This window comes from Oceanobacillus arenosus (assembly GCF_003369575.1).
GTDB lineage: Bacteria > Bacillota > Bacilli > Bacillales > Amphibacillaceae > Oceanobacillus > Oceanobacillus arenosus.
In genome coordinates this window covers 110,019-126,966 of sequence record NZ_PIOC01000003.1, presented here as the reverse complement: position 1 = coordinate 126,966, position 16,948 = coordinate 110,019, and the positions used below count along the sequence as shown (strand labels likewise).

At 37.3% G+C, this 16,948-nt stretch carries 17 protein-coding genes; 12 read left to right on the top strand and 5 right to left on the bottom strand.

Annotation, left to right across the window (positions count from 1 at the left end):
• Positions 1 to 109: 109 nt before the first annotated feature.
• Both CWR48_RS02995 and CWR48_RS02990 read right to left on the bottom strand, forming a co-directional pair.
• Positions 110 to 823 carry a toxin regulator gene (locus tag CWR48_RS02995; RefSeq protein WP_115771554.1) on the bottom strand — a complete coding sequence of 238 codons (714 nt, stop codon included), beginning with the start codon at positions 821 to 823 and terminating at the stop codon, positions 110 to 112.
• A 253-nt stretch (positions 824 to 1,076) separates the two neighbouring features.
• On the bottom strand, positions 1,077 to 2,288 hold the full coding sequence (locus tag CWR48_RS02990) for an MFS transporter (RefSeq protein WP_115771553.1): 1,212 nt from the start codon (positions 2,286 to 2,288) through the stop codon (positions 1,077 to 1,079).
• A gap of 308 nt (positions 2,289 to 2,596) precedes the next feature.
• Here CWR48_RS02990 and CWR48_RS02985 point away from each other — a divergent pair, with 308 nt between their 5' ends.
• Positions 2,597 to 3,472 carry a LysR family transcriptional regulator gene (locus tag CWR48_RS02985; RefSeq protein ID WP_115771552.1) on the top strand — a complete coding sequence of 292 codons (876 nt, stop codon included), beginning with the start codon at positions 2,597 to 2,599 and terminating at the stop codon, positions 3,470 to 3,472.
• A 15-nt stretch (positions 3,473 to 3,487) separates the two neighbouring features.
• Here the strand turns inward: CWR48_RS02985 and CWR48_RS20190 are convergent, their stop codons facing one another.
• Positions 3,488 to 3,739, bottom strand: coding sequence for a hypothetical protein (locus CWR48_RS20190; RefSeq protein ID WP_147294855.1), 252 nt, complete (start codon positions 3,737 to 3,739; stop codon positions 3,488 to 3,490).
• Between the two features lie 408 nt (positions 3,740 to 4,147).
• On the opposite strand from CWR48_RS20190, the gene CWR48_RS02980 reads away from it, so the two are divergent.
• From CWR48_RS02980 to CWR48_RS02955, 7 genes are all read left to right on the top strand, one after another.
• Positions 4,148 to 5,173: a Gfo/Idh/MocA family protein gene (locus CWR48_RS02980; protein WP_115771551.1), complete on the top strand. Its 1,026-nt coding sequence runs from the start codon at positions 4,148 to 4,150 to the stop codon at positions 5,171 to 5,173.
• A 137-nt stretch (positions 5,174 to 5,310) separates the two neighbouring features.
• Positions 5,311 to 5,670, top strand: coding sequence for a sugar phosphate isomerase/epimerase family protein (locus CWR48_RS20690; RefSeq protein ID WP_245976694.1), 360 nt, complete (start codon positions 5,311 to 5,313; stop codon positions 5,668 to 5,670).
• Positions 5,664 to 6,116 (top strand): sugar phosphate isomerase/epimerase family protein, encoded by a 453-nt coding sequence (locus CWR48_RS20685; RefSeq protein ID WP_245976693.1) that lies wholly within the window; start codon positions 5,664 to 5,666, stop codon positions 6,114 to 6,116. The genes CWR48_RS20690 and CWR48_RS20685 overlap by 7 nt, the downstream gene beginning before the upstream one ends.
• A 180-nt stretch (positions 6,117 to 6,296) precedes the next feature.
• Entirely contained in the window at positions 6,297 to 7,274 is a 978-nt protein-coding gene (locus tag CWR48_RS02970; protein ID WP_115771550.1) for an ABC transporter substrate-binding protein, read from the top strand.
• 408 nt (positions 7,275 to 7,682) lie between these two features.
• The gene (locus CWR48_RS02965) at positions 7,683 to 9,206 is read left to right on the top strand and encodes a sugar ABC transporter ATP-binding protein (protein ID WP_115771549.1); all 1,524 of its coding nucleotides are present in this window, start codon (positions 7,683 to 7,685) and stop codon (positions 9,204 to 9,206) included.
• A complete protein-coding gene (locus CWR48_RS02960; RefSeq protein WP_211316687.1) occupies positions 9,203 to 10,264 on the top strand; it encodes an ABC transporter permease in 1,062 nt (353 codons plus the stop codon). Before CWR48_RS02965 ends, CWR48_RS02960 begins: the two co-directional genes overlap by 4 nt.
• 213 nt (positions 10,265 to 10,477) lie before the next feature.
• The gene (locus CWR48_RS02955) at positions 10,478 to 10,768 is read left to right on the top strand and encodes a putative quinol monooxygenase (RefSeq protein ID WP_115771548.1); all 291 of its coding nucleotides are present in this window, start codon (positions 10,478 to 10,480) and stop codon (positions 10,766 to 10,768) included.
• 284 nt (positions 10,769 to 11,052) lie between these two features.
• Here the strand turns inward: CWR48_RS02955 and CWR48_RS02950 are convergent, their stop codons facing one another.
• Positions 11,053 to 11,187: a helix-turn-helix domain-containing protein gene (locus tag CWR48_RS02950; RefSeq protein ID WP_115771547.1), complete on the bottom strand. Its 135-nt coding sequence runs from the start codon at positions 11,185 to 11,187 to the stop codon at positions 11,053 to 11,055.
• 433 nt (positions 11,188 to 11,620) lie between these two features.
• Between CWR48_RS02950 and CWR48_RS02945 the strand changes: the two genes are divergently transcribed.
• Positions 11,621 to 11,887, top strand: a complete 267-nt coding sequence (locus CWR48_RS02945) for a hypothetical protein (protein WP_115771546.1) — start codon at positions 11,621 to 11,623, stop codon at positions 11,885 to 11,887.
• Between the two features lie 46 nt (positions 11,888 to 11,933).
• Here CWR48_RS02945 and CWR48_RS02940 read toward each other — a convergent pair whose 3' ends face one another.
• Positions 11,934 to 14,129, bottom strand: a complete 2,196-nt coding sequence (locus CWR48_RS02940; protein WP_115771545.1) for a dynamin family protein — start codon at positions 14,127 to 14,129, stop codon at positions 11,934 to 11,936.
• Positions 14,130 to 14,606: 477 nt separating this feature from the next.
• Between CWR48_RS02940 and CWR48_RS02935 the strand changes: the two genes are divergently transcribed.
• From CWR48_RS02935 to CWR48_RS02925, 3 genes are all read left to right on the top strand, one after another.
• Positions 14,607 to 15,977 (top strand): flagellin N-terminal helical domain-containing protein, encoded by a 1,371-nt coding sequence (locus tag CWR48_RS02935; RefSeq protein ID WP_115771544.1) that lies wholly within the window; start codon positions 14,607 to 14,609, stop codon positions 15,975 to 15,977.
• Between the two features lie 96 nt (positions 15,978 to 16,073).
• Entirely contained in the window at positions 16,074 to 16,313 is a 240-nt protein-coding gene (locus CWR48_RS02930) for a hypothetical protein (RefSeq protein WP_115771543.1), read from the top strand.
• A 142-nt stretch (positions 16,314 to 16,455) separates the two neighbouring features.
• Positions 16,456 to 16,896: a hypothetical protein gene (locus CWR48_RS02925; protein ID WP_115771542.1), complete on the top strand. Its 441-nt coding sequence runs from the start codon at positions 16,456 to 16,458 to the stop codon at positions 16,894 to 16,896.
• Positions 16,897 to 16,948 lie beyond the last annotated feature (52 nt).

Genomic DNA, 16,948 nt, shown 5'->3' with positions numbered 1-16,948 from the left:
TGCAACATTCTAAACTCACACCAGATAAGTAAAATCCATTCACAGTAATCAAAATGAGGAAAAAGACAGATCTCGTCCTTTTCCTCATACATTCCATATTATAAGTATTCTATTGCTCCACTTTCTCAATAAGTACACTTGGAATCGTGATGTTCCCGCCCATTGTAGATTCGTAAGATATTAATCCACCTGATAAGCCCATAATTGTAATGTAGTCATCTTCTAGAATTCTAGATTCCACAATACTTGAGTCAAATTCACCTAATAGGATAGTATCATAATTATCATCCACTGCAAATCGTATTTGCGTTGAAATATCATCTTCAATAACTTGTACTACTTTACCATAGAATTTAACTTTTTTACCGATATAATCATCAGGAGTTCTAGCTAGTTGATCAAAAGTAATTCCTGTTTCATATCCCTTTTTAGCTTCTTCTTCTGCCTTTTTCTCAGCTTCTGCTATCTTCTTAGCTTCCTCTTCTTCCTTTTTCTTTGCTTCTGCTTGAGCAGCAGCCTTTTCTGCCTCTTCTTTAGCCTTTTCTTCCTCTATTTTTCTTTGTTGTTCTTTCTCTGACAAGTCGAACCAAGGCTTAGCCTCAGCCACCCTTTCCTCTAATGTCACTATTTTAGAGTCCATGTCAGCAATTGTTTTTTCATTCTCTTTTAGTTCCTTTTTTAAATCAGTTAATTCCTCGTTCTTTGAATCAATCTCTGTATCCTTCTGTTTCGCTGTGCTTGTAGTACTTATTAAGAATATAAATAATAATATAATAACAATTACAAGTACCCATAGTTTTTTACTTTTCCAACTAAATGTCAATTTATTTTCTCTCCTTAGTAATATTAGTAATAAATACCATGACTATTATACTATAAAATTATATGGAAATGTAGGATTATAGTATCAACTTGGAAATACTTGTATTTAATTAGAACTAAAAATATCTTAATTGTAAGGTATATAGAACTATTAAAATTAGCTCTATATTGAAAAAAGAAAAAGACTGTCTAAGAAGCGGATGACCCACTTGTTTAGACAGCCTTTCTAAGAATGTTCTTAAATTTACCTTCTATCATTCGACAGTTTGCTGTTCGGTTTGTACACTCTTTTGCAAAAGCTTGACTTTTTTTCCGTGTGCTAAGAAGTAATAAATAATACAAAGGAGAACAAGCACAGCCATGCTTACGTACATTCCTTTAAAGCCTAATGCCGGAAGCACAGATCCTAATACGAATGGCCCAACACCCATACCTAAATCAAATGAAACAAAGAAAGTTGAATTCGCTAAGCCGATGCGATGTGGCGGTGCTTTCTTAACCATAATGGTTTGAATGCAAGACATTGTGGTACCATATCCAATCCCAATCAAAGCTCCTGATAGTAAAAGAATGATGCCATGCTGGGCTTGACTAAGGATAAGTAATCCGATTAAAAATAAAAACATACATGGATAAACAACTGAATTTTCCCCTTTTATATCAAACCGTTTTCCTGTAAAGGGTCTGGATGCTAACAGGAACACAGCATATACGAGAAAGAAGAAACTTGCGGCTTCTGTCAAATTCACTTCATTTGCATAGGAAGATATAAATGTCATTACACTTGAATAAGCAAATCCTAATATAACCATCAATATCGCCATGGAAATGCCACTAAATTCAAAGAAATCACTAAGTCTAAATCCTTTTAAGCTCTCCGCTTGCTCTTTCGATATTTTTACATTATCTACCTTCAAAGCTAACGCGAGTACCATTCCAATAACGGCGAAAAAGACGCACATTAAAAAGGCCATGTTATAGCCTGAATGCTGAACAATTAGTAAAGCGAGAAATGGACCAACTGCTGTAGCAATGGTCACACTCATAGAAAAATAACCAATTCCTTCGCCACCTCGCTCGCGTGGAATCGAGCTTGTCATAACGGTGGCTATAACTGTAGCGGCAACTCCTAATGCTGCACCATGAATAAAACGGTTCACTAATAATAGCGCTAAATTGTTGATTACTAAGTAAAGAAGCGTCGTTACGATAAACACAGCGATCGATGAGTACAGCAGTTTTCTTCTGCCGATGACATCAAGATATTTCCCAGCTAACGGGCGGGAACAGAGGGTTCCGAGAATAAAAATACTTGAAGCAAGTCCTGCCAGACTTGCAGGTGCATCAAACTTCTTTACTGCATATTCAGAGAAAATAACCATGAGTAAATAAAAGTTCATACTAAGAAATAAGTTTGTTAAACAAACCATAATAAAGTCTTTTGTCCATAACTTTGGTCGTGTCACTTTTCTAACCACTCCTTTTTATTTTTGCCCATACTAATAAGGGTTGTAGCAACTTTTAATAAAGTGAAACTTCAATCAGTGGGGGGGTTCCATCCCCCACTGATTGTTAGTTGAACAGAATCGGGCATTTACGGGGAGTTTGTCTCACTTAAACTTCTTGCATCCTCGACTTTTAAGGTGAGGGCCTTACTCCCCGTTACATGCGGGATAAATTACTACGAACATATAATTGGCATAACCTTTATGATACAATACTGTTACTAATAAATAAAATAGATGTTATTTATGAAGGAGATAAGTAATTAGTTATGCCGACCATTACTCAATTTGAAATCTTTGTAAAGGTTATTGATGAAGGAAGTTTTACAAAAGCGGCTAAAGAATTGCATATGTCGCAGCCAGCAGTCAGCCATGCGATTTCATCATTGGAATCAGAATTAGGAGTTACTCTATTAGTTCGGGAACGAGGAAAAGAATTAATCGTAACGGATATTGGAAAACGTGTTCTATTCCAAATAAGAAATATTTTGCTTAGCCTTGAAAAAATGAACCAAGAGGTTTCTTCAGAAAAAGGAATTGTCGCTGGAACCATTCGAATTGCCACCTTTCCTAGCGTAACAGCACACTTTTTACCAAAAATTATTAAAACCTTTCAACAAAAACGGCCGAATGTGTCGCTGACTTTTAAAGAGGGTTCGCAAGAGGAAATCATCGAATGGTTAACATCTCGGGAAATTGATATCGGTTTTGTTGTTCTTCCGTGCCGCGAGTTACATACGATTCCACTTGTAAAGGATCGCTATCTTGTGATGCTACCTGATGGCCATCGCTTGCTAAAGCAAAAAGAGGTACGTCTTTCAGATTTAGAAAACGAGCCCCTGATCATATCGAATGGGGGATATGAGGCAAATATTATCGACTTAATGAGGAAACAAAACATTTCTATAAACGAGAAATACAACACCTCTAATCTCAACACATCATTAGGGATGATAAAAGAAGGATTAGGGGTGCTGATCCTGCCTGAGCTCTCATTGAAAAATCTTTCCTATCCCAAGGCGAACATTCGGCCAATAGAAACAAAGGATTATTACAGACATATTGCCCTAGGCTTGCCCTCATTAAAGGGGGCATCTCGTGCCGTTCAGTTGTTTATTGAAATAACAAAGGAATTGTTTGATTAGGAGAGGGGAGTTTGATTATTTTTTGATGGCGGGAGAATGGAGTGTTGAGCGACAGCACATGAAAGTCGAGCGGCCAAAGCACAAATCGAGCGACAGCACATGAAAGTCGAGCGGCCGAAGCTCCGAATCGAGCGACAGCACATGAAAGTCGAGCGGCCGAAGCACTAAATCGAGCGACAGCACAGGAAAGTCGAGCGACGGAAGCTCTAAATCGAGCGACAGCACATGAGAGTCGAGCGGCCGAAGCTCCGAATCGAGCGACAGCATCAGCCTAGCTCAACGATAGAGATGAGGTGCCTGTCCCTTTGTCCGCCTGTAATTGGAGCGCATAATTCTAAGGTAGAGTACAGAATCTCGTTAGAGCCCTATCACCCAAGCATGTATGGTTCCAATTTGCATACTTTTTTGGGCTTCTTTGATATCGTTTTCCATTGTTCGTCATTTTTCGTAATAACCCTGCATATATATTAAACCAAATAATAAGGAAAACTCCCATTTTTAAAATTATCAAAAAATTAAATTGACAAAGAATTCACCGCCTTTTATAATAATAAATGTAATCGTTTACAATTAAATTTTACTTTTATCCCGCATGTAACGGGCAATAAGACCCCCACTGAATGAAGTTTCACTTTATATTGAAAGTAGGAATCACATAGAAAGGAGGTTTACGTTATGGGGTTTAATGTAGGAATTATCGGATGTGGATCGATTACCCGATATCGTCATGCCCCAGAGTATAAAGCCAATCCTTTTGTCGATCAAATCGTCTTTTATGATCGAAATATCGAGAGAGCACAAAGCCTAGCAGCAGAATTTGGCGGGCGTGTGGCTGAAAAGCTGGAAGATTTGTTAATGGACCCGACCATTGTTGCCATTAGTGATTGTTCCTCTAATGAGGCGCATCATATCTATACATCAAAAGCACTGTTAAGTGGGAAGCACGTTTTATGTGAAAAGCCAATAGCGATGAGTGTGAAGCATGCGGAGGAAATCGCCCGGGCAGAACGAAAATCGGGGAAGAAATTAATGGTTGACCATAATCAACGTTTTACAAAAGTGCACCAAAAAGCAAAGGAAATTCTAGAAAAGAAAGAGCTCGGTGAAGTGCTCACTTTTAAGACAACTTTCGGTCATCAAGGCCCAGAAGGTTGGGGAGTTACAAAATCGAATGCTACCTGGTTCTTTAACAAGGAGCGCTCGCCCTTTGGCGTTGCCGGTGATTTGGGCATTCATAAAATTGATTTAATCCATTACTTATTAGATGACCAAATTGAGGATCTGCATACTTTTCATGGTACGCTTGATAAGGTAGATGTGCGTGGAAAACCGATTGAGGTTTGTGACAATGTCGTTTCTATATTAAAAACGAGGAAAGGCCGATTGGGAACAGCATCCTTTTCCTGGACCTATTACGGGAAAGAAGATAATTCTACGACCATCTACTGCCAAAAGGGTATTATCAAAATCTATCATCAAGATGATTCGCAGCTCATTATTGAAATGAACGATGGTTCTAAGATTACCTACGAATTGGAATCAATCCAAACGAATGACAATCAAACAAGTACAGGTGTTATCGATGCTTTTATTGATTGTATTATAAATGACAAGTTGCCTCCTGTAACAAGTAGCGAGGCCATTGCATCTTTGAAAGTAGTGGAAAAAATGCTTGGCATTGAAGTATTAGGGACAAAGTAACGAATTAATATTCTTAATAATTTTTTAGATGGTTTCCTTTTAAGATACTAGTTACGGATTCTAATAATTACCGTAGACGATTTCAAATAGAATTCCTATTTTCTGTAATCCCTTACAAATTGGATGGGAGGTTTGGCATGTTTCATCAGCTTGCGATCAATTCGAATACCTATCATGGTTTTTCCTTAGAGGATGCTGTGAAAGGGGCCAATGAGGCTGGATTTACTCAAATTGAGTTAGCTGCCGTGAAGGGTCATACGGCACATGTTTTACCAGATATGTCAGAAGATGAGCTACAAGAGATTAAAATTTTACTAAACGAATATGGGATGACCTGTGTTGGAATTGGTTCACATAGTAATCTCATGAGAGAAGAAGGAATCACTAACTTAATCAAAAGCATCGATTTAGCTACTTTTTTTGATTGCCAATATGTTTTACCGCAACAGGTGATGCGCATAATGATTCCGATGTTATTGAAGATGAAAAGGTGTTAGCAAAGAATTTAGAGCCTGTTCTTATAAAGTGTGAGGAGATGGGGAAAACACTAACACTGGAGACACATGGTAATAATTTTGCAACTGGTCTTTCATTGAAAAAACTAGTCCAGGTCTTAAACAACCGAGTCAAGATTAATTATGATACCGCCAATGTTATCTTATACGGAGACATTCTACCGTATGAAGACTTAGAGATTTGTGTGAATGATATTGAATTTATCCATTTAAAAGATAAGCTAGGGGCTAATCACAAATGGAATTTTCCAGCGATTGGTGATGGAAATCTCGATTTCAATCGAATTTTTAACATCCTTGAGAGTAGGGATTATAAGGGTCCGATTAGTGTGGAAATTGAATTTACACCAGATGGTCCCAGTGGTCTAAGCGAAGTAAACAAATCTGTGAAAAGATCCTTCAACTATCTTAAGAGCATACTCGGTTGAGAAAGTAGATACATAATCAAATTACTCCAAAACATTGAAACATCGTTAAAAACAGGGCGTGAAGTACAGGTTCTGTAATAATAATGGAATGAAAGCGCTCATACTGATTGGAGAGAAAATCTAACTATGGTTTCATGATTTTGTTAAAATTGACTGTTAAAAAATAAGGGGGTTTTTTGATTGAAAAAGCTTGATAAACTATTTGTTTTCCTTGTATTGGCTATGGTTCTGGTGTTGGCTGCATGTAGTGGTTCGGATGACACTTCTGGTGGGGGTGGTGGAGAAAGTGATTCCGGTGATAAGTACAAAGTTGGTATTCTGGCACCAGCTGTTACACATGGTTGGGTTGCAGCGGTTGCCTATCATGCAGAATCTCGTGCGAAAGAATTATCCGATAAAATAGAATACCAAATTTATACAAGTACCAATGCTGCCGAAATGACTTCACAGCTGGATGACTTAATTACTTGGGGGGCAGAAGCGATTGTTGCATTCCCACAATGGGAAGGGATGGAGGTTCCCATTCAACATGCGTTGGATGAAGGAATTGAAGTTGTAAACTTTGATATCGCTATTGATGTCGACGGCGTGTACCGAGTTGCAGGTGACAACTACGATATGGGAGTTCAAGGGGCTAAGTATGTTGTAGATAAGATTGGTACGGAAGGTGAAGTTGTAATCTTGGAAGTACCATCATCCGGTTCTGTTTCTGAGTTGCGAACGAGTGGCTTTGTTGACACGATGGCAGAAATTGCACCAGACATGACCCTTCATACTTATGCTACACAATTTACAAGAGAAGATGGCTTGACAGACTTTGCTGATATTTTAACAAGTATGGATCATATTGATGCCGTATATTCATTGGATGATGAAACGTCAATTGGCGCTCTTCAAGCAATAAGTGAAGCAGGAAGAACGGACATTCAAGTCGTGACTGGCGGTGGCGGTATGCAAGAATACTTCAAAATGATGCCAGAAAACGAAGATATCTGGATTCAATCTGCACTATACAGCCCAGCTATGGTTAAAGATGCAGTCGATATTGCCGTTGATTTACTAGAAGGCGAAGAAGTAGATGCAGAAACCATTATCCCAACAACAGTAGTAGACCGAGACAACCATGAAGAATTCCTGGATGAAGGATCACCGTACTAAACTGGGAGGTGGCGCATGGGGTGGTTCGCGAATTCCTACTTCTTAGTGCCAAGTTGAACGGTATAAACCCAAAGTTGCCTGAACTGGTAACGCATTTGTGCAATAGCCATTAAAAGTTAAGCAATGTCAAAGAATCATGATGAAAAAGAGGGGTTATGGCTGGTGCTCTAGCCTCTTCTTTTCTAATGTAATTTATTTCTCCCGAATTAACTTGCTGTAAGACCCTTAACGAAAAGAATTCGAGAAAAATCAAGAATTGTAAGTGGGGGGATCAACAGCAAGATAAAATCCCGATTCTGTTCAACTAACATTAAGTGGGGGTGGATATTACCCCCACTTAATGAAGTTTCACTTTATAACTCGATTTCCTAAACAAGGCGCTCTATTACAAAGTATGGATGTGATTACATGAAAATTGAGATGGAGAATATACGAAAGTCTTTTGGCAGTAATGATGTTATCAAAGATGTGTCCTTTTCTATCCAGGGCGGTGAGATCTGCGCATTGCTCGGAGAAAATGGAGCAGGTAAATCTACATTAATGAATATTCTCGGTGGCGTTCATCAAATGGATTCAGGCGCGATTTTAGTGGATGGCAAAAAGGTAAGCTTCGAAATACCTGCACAGTCACTAGAAGCAGGAATTGCATTTATTCATCAGGAACTGAATTTAATCAATGATCTACCTATTTATGAAAATATGTTCCTCGGTCGGGAAATTAAAACGAAGCGAGGAAGCCTTGACCTAAAGCAAATGCATGATAAAACGGCAGATATGTTTGAACGAATGAATGTGGATTTGGACCCTGGAAAAATGGTTCGTGATCTAGATTCATCCTATAAACAAATTGTTGAAATCTGTCGAGCGATGATGACGAATGCATCAATCATAATTATGGATGAGCCCACCACATCGTTAACCGATTCCGAGATTAAGCGGGTTTTTAAGATGATGGAAACGATGAAAGAGCATAATGTTGGGATTATTTTTATCTCCCATAAATTAAATGAGGTTATGCAGATTTGCAATCGATACCTCGTGCTTCGGGATGGCAATTTGGCAGCGGAGGGAAATGTAAGCGAGGTTACAACAAAGGATTTGGCCAGTTATATGGTAGGTTACGACGTGAGAACAGAGTCATTAAGAAGAGAGAGAGAAGTAGAGGAAGAAATTGGGGAAGAAGTATTAAGAGTGGAAGGACTGACCGATCAGAAGAATTTCCGAGATATTAACTTTTCCATTAAAATGGGTGAAATTGTTGGTGTGACTGGTCTTCTTGGAGATGGTCGGAGCGAGCTTTTTCAGGCAATCTTTGGTGCGGAAAAACTTCCATCTGGAAAAATTTACTTAAACGGCACGGAAGTAAAAATTAAGAGTACATACCAGGCTCTTAAGGAAGGAATTGCATATCTTCCTCGAAACCGAAAAGAGAATGGAATTATTAAGGATATGAATATTATTGAGAATGCCTCAATTGTTACATGGCCGATGTTTTCAAAGCGTGGGGTTATTAACACGGATAAGCATTGGCAGAAATTTGAGGAGCAGCGGGGTTCGTTAAGATTAAAGATGGGTGTGCTTACGGATAGCATTACAAGTCTTTCTGGAGGAAACCAGCAGAAGGTTGTCCTGGCGAAATGGTTAGCTTCTAATCCCAAAATCCTAATCTTAGATAATCCCACGCAGGGTGTTGATGTGGGTGCGAAAGAAGATATTTACGATATCATTTTAAAACTTGCGGAAGAGAATATTGCCATCATTGTACTATCCAGTGAAGCACAGGAAATTATCCGCGTATGTGACCGAGCACTAGTCATGTATCACGGGGTTATTCAGGGTGAGGTTCAAGATAAAATGATGAATGAGCACTCTATTATGAGCCTGGCTACTGGTGGAGAGCTTGACTTGGAGAGGAGTGGACAGCCATTATGAAACCTGAGTTGGAGAATACCCCCCCTATAAAAGAAAAGAAAACATTTATAGAAGGCTTTAAATATAAATGGTCAAACGACCCCTTATTTAGTATTTTAATTGCCCTTATAATTATGGTTATTTTACAAACCTTGACATTAGGATTTGATTATAATTCCGTTGGTGAATGGTTCCAGTCTTGGACAAGTAACTGGATTAATATTCTACGCAACAACGCTGGTGTCGGAATTGTTGCATTAGGTATGACCTTTGTCATTATGACAGGGGGAATTGACTTGGCCGTCGGTTCCACGTTGGTTATTACTGGGGCATTTGCAATGTATCTCATGGATACAGGAAGTGCAGGAATTCTAGGTGCAATCGGTATATCCGGAGTTCCTGCCATCATTCTTACTATTATTCTAGTGATCGGATTAGGGTATTTATTAGGTGCACTTATTGGTGTGACCATTACAAAGGGGAATGTTCCGCCATTTATCGTAACATTAGGCGCGATGATGATATTTAGAAGTGTGACGCAGCATTTTGCGCAAGGGTACAACACTTCCGTACCAATGGAATTTTTACAGATATCTAGCTTTAAAATTGGAAATTTAATGATTATGCCAATCTTCTATTGGGCTGTCATTGCTGCTATTCTGTATTATGTGTCGAAGCGAACGACTTTTGGAAGACAAATTATTGCGGTTGGATCAAATGAAAGAGCCGCAAAGCTTTCTGGTATTAATGTAAATAAAGTGAAGCTTCGTGTATATGCATTGATGGGACTTCTTGTTTCGATTGCGGCTATAATTCAAGTGTCACGGATCGGCTCCATGGACTTTTCCAACGCCGGAAGAGGAATGGAAATGGACGCCATTGCAGCAGCCGTTGTCGGTGGAACCAATATGCTTGGTGGACGAGGATTTATCCTTGGAACTGTATACGGAATGCTTATTATTGCAGTAATGAATAACCTACTAAACCTATTCGGAGTACCACCATACTTAAGAGAGGCATTCAAAGGGATAATTGTAATTGTTGCGGTGTTGTTGCAGAGGAAAGAGAAAAGTGTTTGAAGAATGGATATAGGCATGGAAGGACAGATGTGCTATCCAAGGTGAGGCGAGTAGGAGGTTAATGGGATATTTCCATTGGCCTCTTATTATTTGCAGTTAATGTATTGATATATGGTAAAGTAATATTAAGAGCTCATCGGAATAGAAAGGGCTTGATGGGATTATAAGATTCAATGTGAGACTATATGAAAAAATAGAAAAGGGGCTAATAAAATGATTAGAGTTGTTTGTAAGGCAAAATTAAAACCAGGTGTAGATATTGAAGAATATTTAAATTTAGCTAGAGAAGTTGTGAAAGAAACTAGAAAAGAAAAGGGATGTATCATGTACACTCTAAATGAGGATATCAATGATTCATCTATCCTTACAAATATTGAAGAATGGGTAGATGAAGAGGCGTTAAATCAACACAATAAAAGCGAACACGTCTTGAACATTGTTCCAAAACTTCGTGAACTACGAGAAAGTACAGAAATCAACCTTTATAGAGAAGTGAAATATTAGAAACATTAAGGGACAGTGTTGTCCCTTTTATTTTCTCAACTTAGCATTGTGGACAACCGTTTCAAAATGATCGGTAAGTAGTTTAAAATCTGCTTCATTCAAGATGGGCCATTTTTCAAGCTGTAAAATATATGGGTTGTTAATTCCAGATTTCTTAAATAAGTTGAGGAGGTTATGTACCTTCTCGTAGTTCGTTATAGATTCATCAAGCACATGATATTCTTCGCCGCGGAGAAGATAGTCAGTTTATACATGGTATAAGTCCGCGATTTCTCTGATGGTCTCTAGTGTTGGATTTCTATCCCCCTTTCATAGTTTCCATAAGTATTTTCAGAATAACCAAGTTTAATGCTGACTTCTTTTTTTGAATAGCCATTTTTTTCTCGTAGATTTTCTAATCGTCTTCCAAAGCTTTCCATTATCAAAACCTCCCCATTTCGGGAGAATTTAACACAAAATGTGTGTTAAATATTAAAAGCATACAAAACGTGTGCTTTTTATTATTAAGTGATTAATAAAACGAAAAACACACAATATGTATGTTCAATAAAACGAATAATCACACTATTATCATTCTATATATAGTAGAATAGACATGGGTCAAAAAGCATATTAATAATTTCATCCACAAAACTTTAACCGACTTCATTTACAAATACACTTAAAGAAGCCTTCAAACAAATTTTCCACCAAGAGAAAAGAAATTACAGGAAATTCGCAGTTGCAGCGTTGGAAGCTAAATCAATAGAAATTGAATGCATTGTTACATTGCCTAAAGGTGGTTACTGGGCGGTAAAACCTTACTGAATGGGGTTTCAAGATAAATATCACTTTATAGAAATGAGGAGAACAATGGAAAGGGTAGATTTTGTATCATTTGAGGAAATGTATGAACAAAATGAGAGGAGAATTCAGTATCATATTTACAAGCTACATATGGATGACCTTGATCAGGATTTTTATGTTACTAGATTGTATATGTTATGGATTGCTTACAAAAAATTCCAACCATATGAAGGCATGCTTTCAACTTACTTCAATTATTCAATCCGAATGCATTTAATTGACATGCCTCGAGGGAAACGGATCGTGGGGACAGGTTTCCCGGTTCAGGATTAGTAGGGCAATAGGACCGAGGTGCCTGTCCCCTCGGTCCTACGTCTACCTAGTTATATAAATGGCCCTTCAAAAGAGTTAATGCATTTTCTAAGTCCAAGCATTCTTCTTCATTATAATTGGCTTTCTCTTTTGCTTCAGCAAGTTGAGCTTCATAATTTGCTGTCATTCTATCTTTATCGACGGCTTTTTCTGTTTCATGCCACCAATTTTCTAATGCATCGGAATAACTATCTCTGACATTACTATCTTTATATGCCTTAACTGTCCGTTCTGCATATTTACTCTTCCAATTTCTACCGGTTAATACGGCAGCTGCTAAGCCTGTGAGAACTGCCACTCCGATTATTATCGTAATCGGCCCCCCGATAGCAGCAACAAAGGTGGTTGCAGCTGCTCCGCCACCAACAGAAATTCCTAAAGTGGATAAAACTCCTACAGCTTTTGTTACTAGAATGTAACCACCCAAATTGCCAAGAGTTCCTACATATGCGGTTAATGCACCATATGTTGATAGACCTGCTAGAGTTGAAACGAAGGCTCGCTTGAAGTCAAAGTTTCCCCGACCATTAAATGAAGCAACATTTAACTTCTCAAGTTGATCATTCAGATAGTTGGACAATTCATTGGCATATTGGTGACAAATATTGTCCAATTTTTGTTTCAACGTGTTATTCAAGTAATTTTGCAATTCTTCTTTATCTTTCTTGCGATTTTTAAAATCTTTCCGATCAATAATAGAAACGATGGAGTCTTCATTCATGGTTTTGTCATATGCTTCTTTAAAATCTACGATGGATTGCCTCTTATACAAATTTAGCTTTTCTTCTAAGTTATGAACAAATTCCTCACTTTTCTTGTAAACAGCTTGTTTTTCACTTTTTAGCTCTTCATAATATTCTACTGCCTTTTCTTTATTTTCACGAAAGGACCGAAGCGATATAATTTCACTTTCTAATTCCTCATTAAATATGTTCGTTGTTTGATCTAATTCATCTGAAATTTCCTCATGTAACTTAGTAGGCCAAGTTTCTAACAAACCAATTAATGCTGTCATGAATTCACTAGACAAGGCTTTACTATCACGTGAGAATGTAAAGAAACGTTCAACAAGCATTTTTTGATAATAATCGACTCCAGTGTATATAGACCTGCCTTCCCAATAGTTTTCTGGTAATACTCTATTCATCCGGTCTGCACCATTAAGGAGAATTTTATTTAGTTCTTCGCTCGGTTCGGATGACACAACATGTGCTTGACTTGCAACGACAAAGAGATTCGCCAAAGGTTCTAAGCCATTTTTCCCATTTTCAAATGGTATCATTCGATCCAATATATCTTTAAGGTAGGTAATATCTGTTCCACGCATAAATGCATTTGCCAATGACATGTAAACATAGATATCGGCATTTTCTTTTCCTTCTGATGCTTTTAAGTCATCTCTTACATCATCGGATGTTCCAAATCCCGGTAAATCTAATAACGTACAAAGTTTCAATATTGGTGCATCTACATAGACCACTGCAGCCTCAGCATCCATATATTTATCTTGATACATTTTGCCTTCACGGCTACCGTACTTTTCTAATATCGCATTGCTCCCTGATTCGATACGACTTTCCTGATAATATTTTTCATCCGACAACCAATCAACTTTAATTGGCTTTCCTTCAATTGGGCTGGAAACTACAATTGCTGAATCATCGCCTAACCAAGTAGGTTTATCTTCTATATGCTTTACATAGATAGATAAAGAAGTAATTGGTGTCCATCCAGCTGGTAGCACGTCATGTCCAATAATCGAATTAATTAATGTAGACTTTCCTACATCGCTATTACCTAAAAAGGCAATGGTTGGTTTATGTATTCTATTTAAAGTATTACGATAGATGTTTCTCAATTTAGTTAAGTAATTATCATAATTTAAGCTTTGTGTTTTCACGTTCCTATTTTGATTTTTTAATCTAGCTACATATTGCAAGAGTTCTTGTTTTAAATCAGCAAGACCTTTTGCTTTAGAACTATCACATTTCCAAGGTTTCCGGACAACATTCTCGATATTTAGTAAATCAATAACAGAATATCCCGTTTTCCGAGCTATTTCATCAAGGATATCAAGCGTTATACTTTTTGGTTCTTTCTCCCATCTAGAGATTGTATTTTGAGATTTTTCCATTAGATTAGCAAATTCCGTTTGTGATTGATGTAAAATTTCTTCTCTGAAGTGTCTTAAGTCAAATTCCATTGTATTACCTCCTGTGGGTTTTGGGAATTAATAAACGGAAAACATTTAGTTGTTTCCACTATATTAAATTTAAGGAGAATTTGTGAGGAAGTCAAGGGTTATTTTTGAAAATGTAGAAAAATTACCGTTATATATATTTAAAGGGAAGAGACGCTGTTAATAAATTAATGCTCGGTTTCTTGAACTACTTGTTGGAACATGATAATAAATAATCTACTAAATAATTTCTAAAAAACGTTAAACATTATCGAAATCTGCCGATATAAGTAATGTATTACCAATCTGGATGGTGAGAGATTTTCAATAAGTCTGAGGGTTACATAGATTTATTAGTGTATTCTCAGAAAGATTACAAAATTCTCTTAGGAGAGCTGCACGACAATTTGTTAATAACTCTAAATTAGAGTTGTTATAGATGTGGGACACAAGGATGTGACCTGCAAAAAATAAAATACACTTACATGGAGGTAAGGAAAAATGATTATCAATCACAATATTTCTGCTCTTAACGCACATCGCCAATTAGGAGCAAACCAAAACGCAACAGCAAATTCATTGGAGAAACTTTCTTCAGGTCTTCGTATCAATGGTGCAAAGGACGATGCAGCAGGTCTAGCAATTTCTGAGAAAATGCGTGGGCAGATTCGTGGGTTGGAACAAGCTTCTACAAATGCACAGGATGCAAATTCATTGATACAAACTGCTGAAGGTGCTTTAAACGAAACACATGATATCCTTCAACGTATGCGTGAATTGTCAGTTCAAGCAACTAATGATACTTTAAATGATTCAGACCGTGGAGAGATTCAAAAGGAAATCAATCAGTTAATAGAAGAGGTTGATCGTATTGGTAACAATACAGAATTTAATACTAAAAAAGTATTAAACGGCGAATCTGGTAAGAACGCTTTGAATACGGATTCAACTGCTACAGGTAACTTAGTGGCAGTACAAAAAACAGGAGAGCTTGCGATAAGTGGTACGTATTCAGATATTACTGTAGATACAGCAGCAACTAAAACTACTGTTGCAGTAGGTGCTGATATTGCTGGAGCTGTTACAAATGCTGGAGAAACAAACCTTATCTTAAATGATGTTGATTTTACTTTTGCAAAAGGTACGAGTGCAGCAGACATGGCAGCGGCTATAAATAAGAAATCAGCAGAAATTGGATTTACCGCTACTGTATCTGGTACTGGTATAACTTTTGAAGCCAATGATTATGGTTCTGGTTATACCTTAACAGCGACAGGTACAGCAGCTGCAGCTGTAGGAGCTGAAAGTGCTGGAGTTAATGCTAGTGTTTCAACAAATCTACCAGCAGGTGTTACTGCAGTAATAGAGGATGATAAAAAAGGTGGCGTTGTAACACTTCAAGGTGGTGCCTTAGATGGTACTGTTATAGATACATCGGGTACAGCAGATGATGATACATTTGAGTTAACTATTGCAGATAATAGCCTGGAATTTCAGATTGGTGCGAACAAAGGCCAAACAATGAGTGTTTCTATTCAGGATATGCGTGCAGGGGCTTTGGGTATCAGTAATATCGATGTTTCAAATGCATCAAATGCAAGTAATTCAATCGAAACTATTAATAATGCAATTGAAACGGTATCAGCAGAACGTTCCAAACTTGGTGCATATCAAAACCGTTTAGATCATACTATCAATAACCTAGGTACATCTGCAGAGAACTTAACTGCTGCAGAATCCCGTATCCGTGACGTTGATATGGCGAAAGAAATGATGGAATTCACTAAGAACAACATCCTTTCACAAGCGGCACAATCAATGCTTGCTCAAGCTAACCAACAACCACAAGGTGTTTTACAATTACTTCAATAATTATAGATTTGTATCGGGACTCTAGTTTTACTAGGGTCCTTTTCTTTAACAACATTTACAAATACTAGATACTAATTCTTAATTTGGGAGATACCATTGACAAAAAAACAACAAGAGTATAAAAAGTTACTTGAAGAACAGCTCCACTGGTGTAGGGAACGGGATTCTATTTTAGAAAAAATAGAAGTGAAACTACATGAAATGAAAAAGATAGCTGAATATGCTCGTGAAGATGAACTTACTTCGTTTGAAATTGAGAGGCTGAATTTTCAATTGAATGAACTGAAAAGTGAAATTCAATCATTAGAAAAGCAATTGAAAGGTGTTGTGCATTAAAGGAAATCGATATATGTTTCCTTGATGTTAGGTGGGAAACGGTTCAACTGTTGTAACTGTCTATGTTGGATAATATCATCATTAGATACGCCTTTCTTTATCTGTTGAACTAGGAATAACTTATCGCTTAGGAGATGATTTTATGGCGCTTTATAGTGCTCTATCAAAATTACAAGATGTATATGAAAAATTAGAAGAAGGCTTTTACTCAATCGCGGACTTTCCATTACCTGAAGATAAATTTCTGAATCATGATCCTTATATATCTTCAAAATTATTTGACGAATTTCTCGATATTATTCATGAACTTAGTGACTTGTTAGAAGGTTCTCGTCTTATAGAGGAAGTATTAAATTTAATTGAAGAGGATTCACCTATTAATAATTTAGTTATGTTTAATGAACAAAATTATGCTATTGACCTGACAAACAAGAATCCAGCATCATACAATGAAGAGGATTTGAGTTCTGTACAGGAGCAGTCATCTCAAAAAGCTCATGAGGAAAAGTCGAATTTATTTAATGAAGCAAGTGAAGATATTAAGAGATTGATGGAAGAATTGTTGCCATTATTAATTCAATAAGCAATATATCGAGATATCAAAACGAGTTTACTTTATTTACAACAGTTTTAAA

What these genes read in the sequence shown, in the direction of transcription:
- CWR48_RS02925 (WP_115771542.1), top strand. Translation starts at nt 16,456, where the DNA reads ATGGCGCTTTATAGTGCTCTATCAAAATTACAAGATGTATATGAAAAA.
- CWR48_RS02955 (WP_115771548.1), top strand. Translation starts at nt 10,478, where the DNA reads ATGATTAGAGTTGTTTGTAAGGCAAAATTAAAACCAGGTGTAGATATT.
- CWR48_RS02985 (WP_115771552.1), top strand. Translation starts at nt 2,597, where the DNA reads ATGCCGACCATTACTCAATTTGAAATCTTTGTAAAGGTTATTGATGAA.
- CWR48_RS02950 (WP_115771547.1), bottom strand. Translation starts at nt 11,187, where the DNA reads ATGGAAAGCTTTGGAAGACGATTAGAAAATCTACGAGAAAAAAATGGC.
- CWR48_RS20190 (WP_147294855.1), bottom strand. Translation starts at nt 3,739, where the DNA reads ATGCTGTCGCTCGATTCGGAGCTTCGGCCGCTCGACTCTCATGTGCTG.
- CWR48_RS02965 (WP_115771549.1), top strand. Translation starts at nt 7,683, where the DNA reads ATGAAAATTGAGATGGAGAATATACGAAAGTCTTTTGGCAGTAATGAT.
- CWR48_RS20690 (WP_245976694.1), top strand. Translation starts at nt 5,311, where the DNA reads ATGTTTCATCAGCTTGCGATCAATTCGAATACCTATCATGGTTTTTCC.
- CWR48_RS02960 (WP_211316687.1), top strand. Translation starts at nt 9,203, where the DNA reads ATGAAACCTGAGTTGGAGAATACCCCCCCTATAAAAGAAAAGAAAACA.
- CWR48_RS02935 (WP_115771544.1), top strand. Translation starts at nt 14,607, where the DNA reads ATGATTATCAATCACAATATTTCTGCTCTTAACGCACATCGCCAATTA.
- CWR48_RS02980 (WP_115771551.1), top strand. Translation starts at nt 4,148, where the DNA reads ATGGGGTTTAATGTAGGAATTATCGGATGTGGATCGATTACCCGATAT.
- CWR48_RS02940 (WP_115771545.1), bottom strand. Translation starts at nt 14,129, where the DNA reads ATGGAATTTGACTTAAGACACTTCAGAGAAGAAATTTTACATCAATCA.
- CWR48_RS02945 (WP_115771546.1), top strand. Translation starts at nt 11,621, where the DNA reads ATGGAAAGGGTAGATTTTGTATCATTTGAGGAAATGTATGAACAAAAT.